Source organism: Tunturiibacter psychrotolerans, assembly GCF_051013365.1.
Taxonomy (GTDB): domain Bacteria; phylum Acidobacteriota; class Terriglobia; order Terriglobales; family Acidobacteriaceae; genus Edaphobacter; species Edaphobacter psychrotolerans_A.
In genome coordinates, this window is the sequence record NZ_CP132941.1 from 1756817 (window position 1) to 1770122 (window position 13306).

14 protein-coding genes are annotated in these 13306 nt (G+C 57.4%); 10 read left to right on the forward strand and 4 right to left on the reverse strand.

What is annotated here, in order from left to right; translation table 11 throughout:
• Positions 1 to 16 precede the first annotated feature (16 nt).
• The gene (locus RBB76_RS07345) at positions 17 to 1282 is read left to right on the forward strand and encodes an efflux RND transporter periplasmic adaptor subunit (protein ID WP_429628071.1); all 1266 of its coding nucleotides are present in this window, start codon (positions 17 to 19) and stop codon (positions 1280 to 1282) included.
• A complete protein-coding gene (locus tag RBB76_RS07350; protein WP_429628070.1) occupies positions 1279 to 2733 on the forward strand; it encodes an efflux transporter outer membrane subunit in 1455 nt (484 codons plus the stop codon). Before RBB76_RS07345 ends, RBB76_RS07350 begins: the two co-directional genes overlap by 4 nt.
• A 2-nt stretch (positions 2734 to 2735) precedes the next feature.
• Here RBB76_RS07350 and RBB76_RS07355 read toward each other — a convergent pair whose 3' ends face one another.
• Positions 2736 to 4187, reverse strand: a complete 1452-nt coding sequence (locus RBB76_RS07355; RefSeq protein WP_429628069.1) for a sensor histidine kinase — start codon at positions 4185 to 4187, stop codon at positions 2736 to 2738.
• Between the two features lie 17 nt (positions 4188 to 4204).
• Between RBB76_RS07355 and RBB76_RS07360 the strand changes: the two genes are divergently transcribed.
• On the forward strand, positions 4205 to 5359 hold the full coding sequence (locus RBB76_RS07360) for a histidine kinase (protein WP_429628068.1): 1155 nt from the start codon (positions 4205 to 4207) through the stop codon (positions 5357 to 5359).
• Positions 5356 to 6075 (forward strand): response regulator transcription factor, encoded by a 720-nt coding sequence (locus tag RBB76_RS07365; protein ID WP_429628067.1) that lies wholly within the window; start codon positions 5356 to 5358, stop codon positions 6073 to 6075. Before RBB76_RS07360 ends, RBB76_RS07365 begins: the two co-directional genes overlap by 4 nt.
• A gap of 30 nt (positions 6076 to 6105) precedes the next feature.
• Here RBB76_RS07365 and RBB76_RS07370 read toward each other — a convergent pair whose 3' ends face one another.
• Entirely contained in the window at positions 6106 to 7053 is a 948-nt protein-coding gene (locus tag RBB76_RS07370; RefSeq protein ID WP_429628066.1) for a diacylglycerol/lipid kinase family protein, read from the reverse strand.
• Positions 7054 to 7193: 140 nt separating this feature from the next.
• Here RBB76_RS07370 and RBB76_RS07375 point away from each other — a divergent pair, with 140 nt between their 5' ends.
• Positions 7194 to 7868, forward strand: coding sequence for a DUF4339 domain-containing protein (locus RBB76_RS07375; protein ID WP_429628065.1), 675 nt, complete (start codon positions 7194 to 7196; stop codon positions 7866 to 7868).
• The gene (locus tag RBB76_RS07380) at positions 7865 to 8275 is read left to right on the forward strand and encodes a DUF2752 domain-containing protein (protein ID WP_429628064.1); all 411 of its coding nucleotides are present in this window, start codon (positions 7865 to 7867) and stop codon (positions 8273 to 8275) included. Before RBB76_RS07375 ends, RBB76_RS07380 begins: the two co-directional genes overlap by 4 nt.
• Before the next feature lie 66 nt (positions 8276 to 8341).
• Here RBB76_RS07380 and RBB76_RS07385 read toward each other — a convergent pair whose 3' ends face one another.
• Positions 8342 to 8872 (reverse strand): bactofilin family protein, encoded by a 531-nt coding sequence (locus RBB76_RS07385; RefSeq protein WP_429628063.1) that lies wholly within the window; start codon positions 8870 to 8872, stop codon positions 8342 to 8344.
• 457 nt (positions 8873 to 9329) lie between these two features.
• On the opposite strand from RBB76_RS07385, the gene RBB76_RS07390 reads away from it, so the two are divergent.
• From RBB76_RS07390 to RBB76_RS07400, 3 genes are all read left to right on the forward strand, one after another.
• Positions 9330 to 9932, forward strand: coding sequence for a hypothetical protein (locus tag RBB76_RS07390; protein ID WP_429628062.1), 603 nt, complete (start codon positions 9330 to 9332; stop codon positions 9930 to 9932).
• Between the two features lie 46 nt (positions 9933 to 9978).
• Positions 9979 to 10188, forward strand: a complete 210-nt coding sequence (locus RBB76_RS07395; RefSeq protein WP_429628061.1) for a hypothetical protein — start codon at positions 9979 to 9981, stop codon at positions 10186 to 10188.
• Positions 10189 to 10383: 195 nt separating this feature from the next.
• On the forward strand, positions 10384 to 12081 hold the full coding sequence (locus RBB76_RS07400) for a SulP family inorganic anion transporter (RefSeq protein ID WP_429628060.1): 1698 nt from the start codon (positions 10384 to 10386) through the stop codon (positions 12079 to 12081).
• Here the strand turns inward: RBB76_RS07400 and RBB76_RS07405 are convergent.
• Positions 12071 to 12523 carry a CBS domain-containing protein gene (locus RBB76_RS07405; RefSeq protein WP_429628059.1) on the reverse strand — a complete coding sequence of 151 codons (453 nt, stop codon included), beginning with the start codon at positions 12521 to 12523 and terminating at the stop codon, positions 12071 to 12073. The two genes, RBB76_RS07400 and RBB76_RS07405, sit on opposite strands and share 11 nt — an antisense overlap.
• A gap of 93 nt (positions 12524 to 12616) precedes the next feature.
• Between RBB76_RS07405 and RBB76_RS07410 the strand changes: the two genes are divergently transcribed.
• Positions 12617 to 13306, forward strand: a complete 690-nt coding sequence (locus RBB76_RS07410; RefSeq protein ID WP_429628058.1) for an FmdE family protein — start codon at positions 12617 to 12619, stop codon at positions 13304 to 13306.

Sequence of the window (13306 nt, forward strand, 5' to 3'; positions counted from 1 at the left end):
AATTGAAGGAGAACCAATGACGAGTGGGACAAAGGTCGAGCCCAGCATGAACGAGGATATGACCACGCCTTCCGGCGAGTTCTCAGAGGGAGAGGCAGAGGTTCGGGAGCCTCGGCTGACGAAGGGTACGTGGATCGGACTGGCCGTGATCGCAGCGATCGTGGCACTGGTTGTGATCTTCGGGATTGCTGCGCGCCACAAGTCGGAGAGCACGCTGGAGACGGATACAAAGGCTGCATCGATTCCATCTGTGAATGTGATTCATCCTGTCAGCTCTGTCTTGTCTTCGGGACTGGCGTTGCCGGGAAACACGCAGGCGTATGTGGACACACCGATCTATGCGCGCACAAGTGGTTATTTGAAGAACTGGTACTTCGACATAGGCGCGCATGTTCGTAAGGGACAGTTGATGGCTGTCATCGAGACGCCAGAGCTGGATGAGCAGCTTCAGGTTGCGCAAGCTGACCTGAAGAGTGCTGAAGCCAATCTCAACCTGGCGAATACGACTTCGGCGCGTTACCAGAATCTGCTGACGACTAACTCGGTGTCGAAGCAGGAGACCGATGTTGCGGTGAGCGATGCGGCCGCAAAGAAAGCCGCGGTAGAGGCGTCCAACGCCGCTGTGCGCAGGCTGCAACAGTTGCAGTCGTTCGAGAAGATTTACGCGCCGTTCGATGGAATTGTGACGGCGCGCAATATCGATATTGGCGGACTGATCCAGGCTGGAGAGAATTTAACGCCGAAAGAGCTGTTTCATTTGGCAGCTATACAAAAGATTCGCGTGTTCGTTTCGGTTCCGGAGGCCTACTCAACTTCTATTAAGTCGGGCGGAAAGGCGACTTTGACTCTGGATGAGTATCCGGACAGGGAGTTTGAAGGTACTATTGCGCGAAATTCGAACGCGATCGATCCAGCGACGCGCACGCTGAACGTCGAAGTTGACGTTAATAATCCGAAAGGCGAGTTGCTTCCGGGGGCTTATGTCTTCGTTCACTTTAAAGTTCCGGTACACTCGTCGAATTTGATGATTCCATCGAATACGCTTCTGTTCCGTGCACAAGGCCTGCAGGTGGGAGTCGTGCGTGATGGCCGTGTGCAACTGGTACCTGTGACGATCAGCAAGGATCTTGGCGCCAATGTTGAGATTGCTTCGGGCCTGACTGCTAACGATGCTGTCGTTCTCGATCCGTCCGACTCGCTGGCGAGTGGGCAGGAGGTGCAGGTGAAGAGCAAGCTGAGTGAGACCGCCAAGCAGATGCAGAAGAAAGAGGGGGATCAGTGACGCTACGACCTGCAGCTCTGGCTGGCGCAACAGTGCTTCTGCTTAGCGGGTGCATGGTCGGGCCGAAGTATGTGAAGCCATCGGTCCCCATGGCTCCTGGATATAAAGAAGCAGGTCCGGACGCCTACAAGGAGAATTCGAATTGGCAGGTCGCTCAGCCGTCGGATGCTGCGCAACGCGGGGATTGGTGGACGATCTTCGGCGATACGGAGCTGAACATCCTTGAGCCGCAGGTTGCGGAGAATAATCAGGATTTGAAGGCAGCGGATGCTCGCTTTCGTGAAGCTCGAGCGTTGATTCGATTCAACCATGCCGCACTATTTCCGACCGTAGGAGTGGCTCCATCTGCAGGGGGCGAACGCGAATCATCAAACCAGCCGTACTTCAACTTAAACAATGCCCAGGGGAACGGTTCTGGGGTGATTCAACTGCCGGTGGATTTGAACTACGAGATTGATGTGTGGGGACGAGTTCGCCGCACCGTGAGTGCTGCGCGCGAGGAAGCTCAGGCGAGCGCGGGAGACAGACAATCGGTGCTGTTGAGCTTGCAGGCTGAGCTAGCGATCGACTACTTCGAAGCTCGCAGTGCAGACGCGCAGGAGAAGCTGCTGAATGATACGGTCAAAGACTTTGAAGAGGCACTCCGGATTACGACGAATCGCTTTGAGGGAGGCGTCGCTCCGAAGTCAGACGTCGATCAGGCGAAGACGCAGCTTGAAGCGGCCAAGGTGTTGGCACGTGACATTACCTTGCAGCGAGCGCAGTTTGAGCATGCAATAGCGATTCTTCTTGGGAAACCTCCAGCGTCGTTCACTCTGCCAACGGTTCCTCTTAGTGCACGTCCGCCGATGATTCCGACCGGGCTGCCGTCGGAGTTGCTGGAGCGACGCCCGGATATTGCGGCTGCGGAACGCCGGGTTGCGGAGGCGAATGACCGGATTGGAATTGCGCGGGCTGCTTTTTATCCGACGATTTCATTGAGCGGATCGATTGGTGTGGAGGGAACCTCGTTTGCGAATCTGTTTGATCCGGCGAGTTTGCTGTGGTCGCTTGGACCTACGCTATCGCAGACGGTGTTCGATGCGGGACGACGAGCCGCTGTCTCGGAGCAAGCAAATGCCAGCTATGACGAGACCGTTGCGAACTATAGACAGACTACTTTGACTGCGTTTCAACAGGTGGAAGACAATCTTGTCGCTCTCCGCGTACTCGATCAGGAGGCCGGGCATCAGCATCAGGCTACGATGGCAGCGCAGTCGGCCGAGCAGATATTCAACAACAGATATGTGGGCGGGCTCGACACCTATCTTCAAGTTGTGACTGCGCAGACGACCGAGTTGAATAACGAACGCAACGATATCGACATCATGCGAAGGCAGATGGATGCGAGCGTTCTTTTGATCAAGGCGCTGGGTGGTGGCTGGAACGTCGCCAACCTGCCGAAGCTTTAGTCTTAGCGGCCAGAGAGGTTGAGGGGCAGGTAGAACGAGAAGACTGACCCCTGCGACGGCTGGCTGGTTACGTCGATGGAGCCGCCGTGGGCTTCGACTATTGCCTTCGCAATGGCAAGTCCCATGCCTGTACCCTGCACGCGATAGCGCTGTCCTTGACCGCGATAAAACTTGTCGAAGATCATCATCTTCTCGAAGTCGTCGACCCCCGCGCCGCGATCGGCGACACTGGTGACGAGTTGATCTTTGGAGACCTCAGCGCTGACGAAGATAGGGCTTCCCTCCGGGGAATATTTTGCTGCATTCTCCAATAGGTGCTGGAGAACTTTGGCGATGCGCTCCAGGTCTATTAGTACTGGAGGGAGCGTGTCGGGGAGACGAAGTTCGAGAGGATGATTCTTGAGCGGCCCCTGTACGGCCTCAAGGGCTAGATCAACGGCCTCTCGCATCGAATGAAGGCGGAGGTCAAGTTTGATGTCGTTCGCATCGAGCTCCGCCATCTCCATGGCCTGGCCTACGAGCCGGTCGAGCCGCGCGGCCTCCTCCTCGATCACCTGGAGCATCTCTCCGCTTTGCTCTGCGTCGAGAGAGGGTTCGCTACGCAGGGTCGTGACGGCGGCGGTGATGGAGGTCAAAGGCGTTCGCAGCTCGTGCGCCACGGAGTCGAGGAGGGCGTTACGCAGACGTTCGCTTTCGCGGGAGGCCTGGACGCGGGTGAGGGTTTCCACTGCGCCGGCGCGCTCTATGGCGATGGCGGCCAGGCCGCAGACGGCATCGAGCGCCTCGGGCGAAGTCCTGTTGCCGGTGATTCCGACTGCGCCGATGGGTCGGGTTCCGAGGAGGATGGGAACCAGCGTGACGGCGCGTGCTTCGTCATAACGATGATCGCGGGTGAATGCCGCATCGCGTAGCTCAGCAGCGGTTACGTCCATGTAGTTTGGGCTTGAACGATAGATGCGATCTCTTTCGCGAAGGTAAACAGCGGCTCCAGCCAGATTGAAAGTCACCGCAATCATCTGGGGCAGGACGTTGAGAAGGTCGATCACATTTCCGGTGACCAGCATCTGCTGGCTGAATTCGTACAGTCGTTCCGCCTCGCGCTGGCGGCGGCGCGAGATCTTTGCTTCGCGGCGCGCACGCTCTGCGAGTTGGCTGGCGACAATACCTGTCACGAGGAATGCCAGTAGCGCGACCCAGTTGCGGCCATCCCCGACAGTGAAGGTAAGGACCGGGGGGAGGAAGAAGAAGTTGAACGCTGCAGCTGAGAGGATGGACAAGTAAATCGAGTGACGGAGACCCCAGTTCGCCGCTACGAGAAGGATGCCGATCAGGAACGTTAAGGCTACGGTGGTTTCGTTAACATGCAGCCGGAGAAAGTAGACCGCTACAATGACAGCTGCGCTCGCTGTGGAGATACTGTAGCGGACGATACTGCGTATAAGCTTTCGCTGCACTCCTTTATCTTATCCTTATGGGCACTCGCGACAATTCGAATCCGACGCTGAAGAGCCCGGAAGAATGGCTGGAAAAGGTCGCACCAGAGAAGATGCGAGGAACCTTCAAGCTTTTCCTGGGCTACGCACCTGGCGTCGGCAAGACGTACAACATGTTGAGTGAGGCGATCCGCCGGCATCAGCGTGGTGAGGACATTGTGATCGGGGTAGTCGAGACCCACGGCAGACCGCGTACTGCAGAGTTGGCCGGGCAACTGGAGCAGATTCCGCGAAAGAGAATCGAATATAAGGGCGTGGTCTTCGAGGAGATGGACCTCGATGGGATACTGGCGCGGCGGCCTCAGATCGTCCTTATCGATGAGCTGGCGCATAGCAACATTGAAGGGAGCAAGCATCGGAAACGCTTCGAGGATGTTCTCGACGTTCTGGCAGCAAATATCGACGTGCTGGCCACGATGAATGTGCAGCACATCGAGAGCGTCGCGCCAACTGTGCAGAGTGTCACCGGCGTGATCATTCGCGAAACAGTTCCCGACTGGCTGGTGCAGCGCGCGGACGAGATCGTAATGGCCGATCTAACACCGGAAGCTCTGCAAACACGAATGCGGCGCGGAGATATCTATGGAATTGACCGCGCGGAGAAGGCTCTGGCGAACTTCTTTCGCCGGGGAAACCTGATTGCGCTGCGCGAACTAGCGTTGCAGCATGTAACCAAGGCGGTCGATCGCACGCTGACCGCGTACATGGATGCGAAGCGCATTGAGGCGCATTGGGCCGTACGCGAGCGGATTGCCGTCTGCATCAGCTCTAACAGTTCCTCGCAGATGCTGATCGCACGCGGTGCGCGAGTAGCGGAAGGCGTCGGAGGCGAGTTGTTCGTTCTGCATGTCGACACCGATGAAGACCTGCCTGAAGAAGAAAAAAGCACGCTCGCAGCCAACCTACAGTTTGCACGCAATCTCGATGCGCAGGTCTTCACCGTCAAAGGGAAAAGCATTGCGCATGCCGCAGCCAACTTCGTTCGCGAGAAACGCATTACTCACATCGTCTTCGGCCGGGCGGCGGTTCACGGCTTTCGCAAATACCTTTACTACTGGGCGATTCAGCACTTTCTCAGCGAATCGCCAAATGTGGACGTCCATATCGTTACGCAACATCCGGAGCGCGAATGAAGCAGATCCCGCACGACCAGCAACACGCGAAGATACTTATCGTCGATGACGAACCTCAGATCACTCGCGTGCTTCGCACGGCACTTTCTACTCAAGGCTACTCGTTGCGTATCGCCGCGAATGGCGTTGAGGGAATGGAGGCTGTACACGCGTGGAAGCCGGATCTCGTTGTCACGGATGTTTCCATGCCGGAGATGAATGGGATCGAGCTTTGCCGCGAGATTCGGGCGGTATCCGAGGTACCGATCATCGTTCTTTCGGTCCGCAATCAAGAGGCGATGAAGATCGAAGCGCTGGACGCCGGGGCCGACGACTATGTGACGAAGCCATTCAGCATTCAGGAGTTGCAGGCTCGCGTTCGCGCGCAACTACGCCGCAGTCTGGCCGCCGAGTCCGAGACTCCGCAGATCATCTCAGCTGGCGATTTTTATATCGACATTCCACAACATCGCGTCTCGGTTCGAGGGCAAGATACACACCTGACGCCGAAACAGTTCGACCTTCTCGTCTGTCTGGCGCAGCACCCCGGACAGGTGCTCACGCATCGAGCGTTACTCCATGCGGTGTGGGGGACCAACGCCGACCAGCCAGAGTACCTGCGGGTCAACATTGGACAGTTGCGCAAGAAGATCGAACTCACCGATGAGCCCGCGTATATCGTTACCGAGCCGTGGATTGGCTATCGCTTTCGACCGACCGGCAACGATGATTTCTAACCATGGGCACGATCCTGAAGAGATGGACGGCTATGTCATTCTCTCTTCCGCGTTGTTTTTGGGCATCAATAACAAAACTGCTTGAGGTTTGAGCCGAACCGACATCGGCAGGTTCCCAACCCACTCCCCGTCGAGTTCGGCGTGAATGCGATGATTCGTCTCGATAGGCGTGCAGAGAAACTCGGAGACACGGACCTCATTCAGCCAGGGATTTTGTGCCTTCAATCCAATGCGACTGAGAGCAAACCAGGCGGGTAAACCGACCCTTGCGGGTGGCTTCACGATGGAGAGGAGGAGGTCGCTCTCGGATTTGGAACTCTCACTTGTCAGACGGCTGAATACGCCTCCAAGATTTGCGACACGAGAACACATAACGCTGACACCGCGCTGCTCCACCCACTCGCCGTCGCTTGTTCGGTACCTCACACGAAACGGCGGAAAATTTCGCGTGAGGAAGAGCCTTAGAGCATGGGCATAGTAGGCGCTTCGACCGAGCTTCGATCTCTTTCCGGCAAGCAGCCGATAAACAAGCGCGCCGTCAGGGCCAGCTCCTGCCATGACGGTGAAGTACCTGGTCACTTCGGATTCTCTGGTGGTGTATCGCGCCTCGCCAACCGAAATCGCGCGTGGTGCAAAGTTGAGCTGCTGTTCGAGAGCTTTGATTGGGTTGAGCGACAGGTTCAGGTTACGCGCAAAGACGTTTGCCGTACCGAGCGGCACGACTCCGAGCGCAGCCGTCGTGCCCACGAGGCCCTGTAGAACCTCGTGAACTGTGCCGTCGCCACCACAGGCAAAGACTGCATCGCTTTTGTTGGCCGCAGCGGCGCCGATGGATTGCGCCTCCCCGGCCGCTGCCGTTAACACTGCGGTCGCCTGCACGCCGCTTTGTTCAAGAACCTGTGCCAAGGCATGAACCAGCGTCTGCAGATCTTTCTTTCGCCCTGCTGACGCGTTTACGACCAAAGTGGCGTGATGCACACTGCAAGACTCTCATACTTCGAATCCAAGAAACAGAACCGGCGACATCGGGGCGAGCCTCCGAATCTGATTGTGTGAAACTGCCAGTCCGTGATTTGATCGAGTCTGCAGGTGCGTTGCAGTCCTCTCAGGAGCTTTGCATGACCTACCAGGTTTCGCGCAATGGGCAGATGTACGGACCTTACACCCTCGAAGATCTCCAGCGTTACGTCGCCTCGGGAAACGTTCTGCTGACCGACATGGCCAAGAGTGACACGATGCCCGATTGGATTCCCGTCGGTCAAGTTCTCGGATCGACTGGCGTCACGGCGACGCCGGCTTACGCGGCTCCTGTTGCGTATCCGCAGGCGGGCGGGATCTACCCTGATCCACCCAATTTGAACTGGGGCCTCGAACTGCTACTGGGCTTTCTGACCTGCACGTTATTCGTGGTGGTGTGGAATCTGGTTATTGCCGCATGGGCAAACCGAGTGCAGCCGGCGAGCAAGGCTTTGATGTTTTACATCATCGCCACTGTGTTGGTCGTGCTCAACTTAGGCGGCTCCTGGGGAGTGATGATTTCGATGAGCCATCATCAGCAGCCGCATCAAAATTTCGTGGGAGGATTTATCGGCATCGCCTCCTGGGTCGCTCGGCTCATCGCTCGCTTTACCCTGCGAGACACGCTTGAACAGCACTTCAACGGACCCGAGCCGCTCGGTCTGCGGTTGAACGCAATTATGACGTTCTTCTTCGGAGGGATCTATTTTCAGTACAAACTCAACGAGATCAACCAACTGAAGCAGAACCTTCGCTACCAGAACGTAGTGAGATGATTGCGGTCGCCCGCGGCCGTTTCACGGAGATCCTGCGTGCGGTCGCGCCACTGGTTGTGGTCGCCATAGGCTGCGGCGTTCTGCTGAGCTTTCCGCCTGCACAGAATAGCTTCTATCTGCGGTGCCCTATTTACGAATTTCTGCATCTGCAATGCCCGGGGTGCGGAACGACACGTGCACTCGCCGCGCTGCTGCATGGTCACTTCAGCGAGGCAATGCATCTGAACGGCTTTGCCGTGATCTTGCTGCCAATCGCGATGATCGGTGGTGTGCGTTGGTATCGTCGTTTTGTGCGGCGCGAAGTCAATCACTGGCCGCAGGTGCCGCGAATTGCGATTTACACCGCACTTGCTGCCGCCATGATCTTTACGGTCGTTCGTAATCTTCCGCTTGGCTTGTTGAGATAAAAGCAAAGCCGGTCCCCATAATTAGCAGGACCGTTTTGATCGATCGCGAACGGCGTTGAAGAAGAGTTATGCCTCGACCGCAACCGGCTCGGCTGCTGCGGGGGTTGCAGAACCACCCTTCAGGTCCGTGCCACCAGGCTTGCGGATGTCGATACCGCCCTTGAAGAAGGCACCGTCTTCAATTGAGATACGTGCTGCGATGACATCGCCGGTGAGCGAGCCTTCGCTGCGAATATCCACGCGATCACTGGCCTGGCAGTTGCCGCGAACTTTACCCAGCACGACGATTTCGCGTGCAACGATGTTCGCCGCTACCTGCCCGTTGCGGCCCACGGTGACGCGGTTGCCAGGGAGGTTGATTGCTCCTTCGACTTTGCCATCAATGTACAGTGACTCAGAGCCGGTCAGCTCACCCTTGACGATCAGGGACTTGCCGATGGTGGCCTGCTCGCCGGTTGGTACAGCGGCTGATGCATTGCCAGCGCCAACGGTCGCGGGACGGGTGGGGCTCGCCTCGAAGTTCGTCGCTGGAGTCGACGGACGCACCGGTTCTGGAGTCGAGGGAGTGTTGCTTCCAGTCTGATTCGGTTTCCACATGTTCGTTTGTATCCTTTCGTACTGCTTCAAAATGATCCGCCGCGGTCTGTCGCACGCGCTACCACGACGGCAGCACGCATACTTTCCACGATACTACTCTGCAAAGGCCCACGGATTGCCCAGTATTCACAATCTATTCCACAACGTCTGAACCTTTTCCGTTACCCATGGAGTTCTTACGGGCTTCACTGAAGTTTCTTCCGCATATTCTCCCATTTCTTCCACCCCAAAAGTGTTATGCGTCCCAGAACCCGTACCGCATAGAAAAGACTGTGCGTCAGGTAGCATGACAACAACTGAAAATCTCCTGTGAGAGCCCTATCCCTTGAGTTCGACTCCCCATGCGACCCGCGTAAGGCGGCAAATAGTTCCTCTTCTGTCGACCTTATTTTTTTTAGTCTTGCCGTCGATTTTTTCTAAAAATTCTCTGCTTGCGGCTGGTCCGAAGGTTCATACCGTGACGCTTGGGCCGTATCACAAGGTCCCGTATACTCAGCCTGACGCCACTCCGGACACCAAGGCGGATGAGACCAGCAGCCTGAAGGTGCGTCCTCTCCTTGTCGACGACCGCCAAAAGGAATGGACGACCGGCGAGATCCACGACGTTACTGATCGGACGTTCACAGTCCGTCGCGCGCTTCGGCTCAACGATGCCCTGCCCAACGATGCCGCGCCGCACTGGATCTGGCAGCCCGGTCCGTGGCTCTCGGTTGATCGCGTCACCGGCCACATTACAGTGCTTCATCTGCCCGACTTCGACTTCACTGTCTCGGATGTGGTCTGGTTCCGTGACTATGCGGCGTATTGCGGCATCTCTACGACATCCAAGGGTGGCCTCTTTGCCGTTGTGGCGCAGCTGGGAGCGCGTCGTCCTGTGGTTCAGAAGCAGATCGGCAAGTGGCCGGAGGCTGACCACTTCATTCCCGTCTGTCAACCTGCGCAATGGCAGCGATTGCCTACGCGGGTCACGTTGAAGCCGACTGGTGGCGAGGCCGCCACTTATGACGTAGTCGGCACCGTTTCCCTGTTGGAAGAGGGCGAGAATTCGGACGACCAGTAAAGCGGAGCAGCAAGAGCGCTCATAATGTTTGAGGTAGGAGTATTCGATGCGCTATCTGGACAAAGCCGCCCTGGGCCAATTTGAAGACTGGTATGGCAACAACGCAGCTGTCCAGTGCACCTCGTGCGGTAAGGTCTTCATCGTCTCTGCCGTGCTGCATCGTAAAGGGCGAAGCTGCCCGGTCTGCGGAAAGTGCACCGCGACCGTCACAAAGCAGCAAGTATCCATCACTGAACCGTCCGACACGGTGGTGTAGCTTCGCAGTGTCTTCTCTCGCCTGACAACGGCCCCCGACATGATTTGAATTGTCTCGCTGCTCTACGGTGAGGGTTCGATCGCCTGACCCAGCGTGGGTCAAAATACGTTATTTGGTTTAGCATCAACGTCTACTTGCAATTCGACAGCTGCGACGCTGTAAATTTGCACTGCTTACCGTGCAGGAGACCTTGATTTGCTGAATCTATTCCAGGGCATCAGGCCGTTGAAGCGAGGGGGCGCCTTACGAGACGCGTTTGCGGGTGTTGCCTTTGCCGCGATGAACATTCCCCAGGCGCTCGGGTACACCCGGATCGCTGGAATGCCGGTAGTAACCGGCCTCTATTCCCTTCTACTGCCGCTGCTTGCATTTGCGACCTTCGGTTCGTCGCGATTTCTGGTGGTCGCGGCCGACTCGGCCACGGCGGCGATTCTTCGCAGCGGCTTAGCCGGCATGGCGCCATCGGCGAGCGCGCGGTACGTGGCACTGGCGGGCCTGGTTGCGTTGCTGACCGCTGTGTTCCTACTACTTGGCCGTTTGCTCAAGCTGGGCTTCGTCTCAGACTTCCTCTCGCAGACGGTACTTGTCGGCTTTCTGACGGGGATTGGGTTTCAGGTCGGCATCGCAGTTTTGGGTCAGATGCTCGGCATCCAGGTCACCTCGCGTCGATCGATCCTCCAACTCGTGGAGATTAGCCGCGGCCTCCCGAAGGTTCATCTGCCAACGCTGGCGGTGACCCTCGCCGTGCTTGCTTTCGTCTTTGCTCTCCGTTGGTCTGCGCCTAAGGTGCCCGGTCCGATGCTGGCCGTCATTCTGGCCATAGCGGCCAGCGCGTTGTGGAACTTTGCCGGACATGGAATTGCCATCATCGGCCCAGTGGTGGGCGGCCTGCCGCATTTTGCTATGCCGGACATCAGCTGGAGGGACATTCCTCCGCTTCTCTCTGTCGCAGCGTCCTGCGCGGTTATGATTCTCACCCAGAGCGCCGCGACGTCTCGCGTCTATGCAGCGCGTCATCACGACCGATTGGATGAGAATCAGGACCTGGTGGGCCTGTCCGCGGCCAACGCGGCTGCTGCCTTCAGCGGGACTTTCGTCGTCAACGGCAGCCCCACGCAAACTGCGATGGTCGAGAGTGTGGGAAGCCAGAGTCAGATCGCTCAGGTTGCCACAGCTTGTGTGGTCGCGCTCGTCCTGCTGTTTCTGACCAAACCGCTGCAGTTTCTTCCGCAATGCGTACTCGGTACCCTGGTCTTCCTGGTGGCGATCCGCCTGATCAAACTGCGGAGCCTCGCCAGCATCCGCCGCGAGAGCCCGGGAGAGTTTGCGCTCGCAGTGACCACCACCATCGTCGTGATTGTCGCGGGGGTAGAGCAGGGCATCATTCTGGCGATGGTCCTTTCTCTGCTGCGCATAGTGCACCACATCTATCACCCGCGCACCGGCGTCATGGTCCCGGATGAGACCAGCATATGGAAGCTGATTCCCCCCGATCCGGGCGCCACTACTGCGCCGGGACTTGTGATGTATCGATTTGGGGCCGCGCTCTTCTACGCAAACGCAAGCCGTTTTTGCGACGAAGTCCTGAGGCTGGTTGGTCCGTCGCCGACAAACGTGCGCTGGGTCATTATCGATGGCGAGGCGATCACGAATCTGGATTTCAGTGCGGCCCGCGCGGTTGAAGAGTTGAAGAAAAATTTGGCGAGCATGGGCGTCCAGTTCGGATTCGCTCGGCTACCGTGGAACACACGGGCCGACTTCGACCGCCATCATCTCACCGTGGCCATCGGCCCTTCGTGGATCTTCAACCGACTTCATGACGCGGTCGATGCATTTGAGGCACTTGGGGCGGCCCCATCTGCCACGTTGGCGCGATCGTCCCCTACGTCGTAGCCGCACCCGAGATATAGGCTTCGAGGTGCCGGATAGTCATCTCCTGATCACTGATCACTGAGTTCACCAGATCGCCGATTGAGACAACGCCGACAACTGTATTACCTTCCGTCACGGGGAGGTGCCGAATGCGATTCTTTGTGATGATTCGCATGCACTCTCCTACAGTGTGCTTTGGCGACACGGAGATCACCGGACTGCTCATGATCTCTGCTACCTGCGTCTCCTTTGACGAGCGCCCTTGCAGGATGACCTTCCGCGCGTAGTCGCGTTCGGAGATGATGCCTAGCAGTGATTGTTGCTCCATCACGAGCAGTGCGCCAACCTGCCGATCGGCCATCATTTCGACTGCCTGATATACGGAGGCGTCGGGCGCGATCGCCGCAACTCCACCAGACTTCTGCTTGAGTACCATACCGATTGTCGTTGCAAATTCAGCCATGGAGCACCTCGGGCCTCGAATAGTACCCCGGGGGTGCAACCACGTGCAAATACTAAAAAGACAGGCGACCTGCGCCAGCAGTATCATCAAGATATGCAGTCTTTTGACGCTCTTCTCCGCGAGGCAGAGATCGCCCACGGCCACCTATGTGCCGGGCAGATTCTCGGCGTCCGACTGGCGATGCTCGGTTGCGAACGGCTCGGCATCGAGGATCCGAAGGGAGTCGACCGTAAGCGCTTAGTGACCTTTATCGAGATCGACCGCTGCGCCACCGACGCGATTGCGGTCGTTACGGGCTGCCGTCTTGGCAAGCGCGCCATTAAATTTCGCGACTGGGGGAAGATGGCCGCTACCTTCGTCGACCTCAATTTGTCTCTCGCACCGCAAGACGATACTCCCGTGTTTAAAGCCGTTCGTATTGCTGCGCTTGAATCTTCCAAACAGCGTGCTCGTGAACTCTTTCCGCATATCGAGAATAAAAATCAGCAGCAGATGCTTGCTTATCGCGAGCTTCCGAATGATGACCTCTTCCATGAAGAGTGGGTGGCGGTCCCGATTCATCCTCGTGAGATGCCTGGCTATAAGTCGGCTCGGATCACTTGCGCGCAGTGCGGCGAAGGCATTAATTATGATCGGGAGCACCTGAGCAGTGGGCGAACACTTTGCCAGGCTTGTGCCTTTCCCGAGGGCCGCTACTATAGACCGCTCACAGAGAGGGATTTTGGGACCAACAGCGAGGCCGGCGCGGAAACCTCTCCGCAACCGGCCTGCGAACATTGTTAG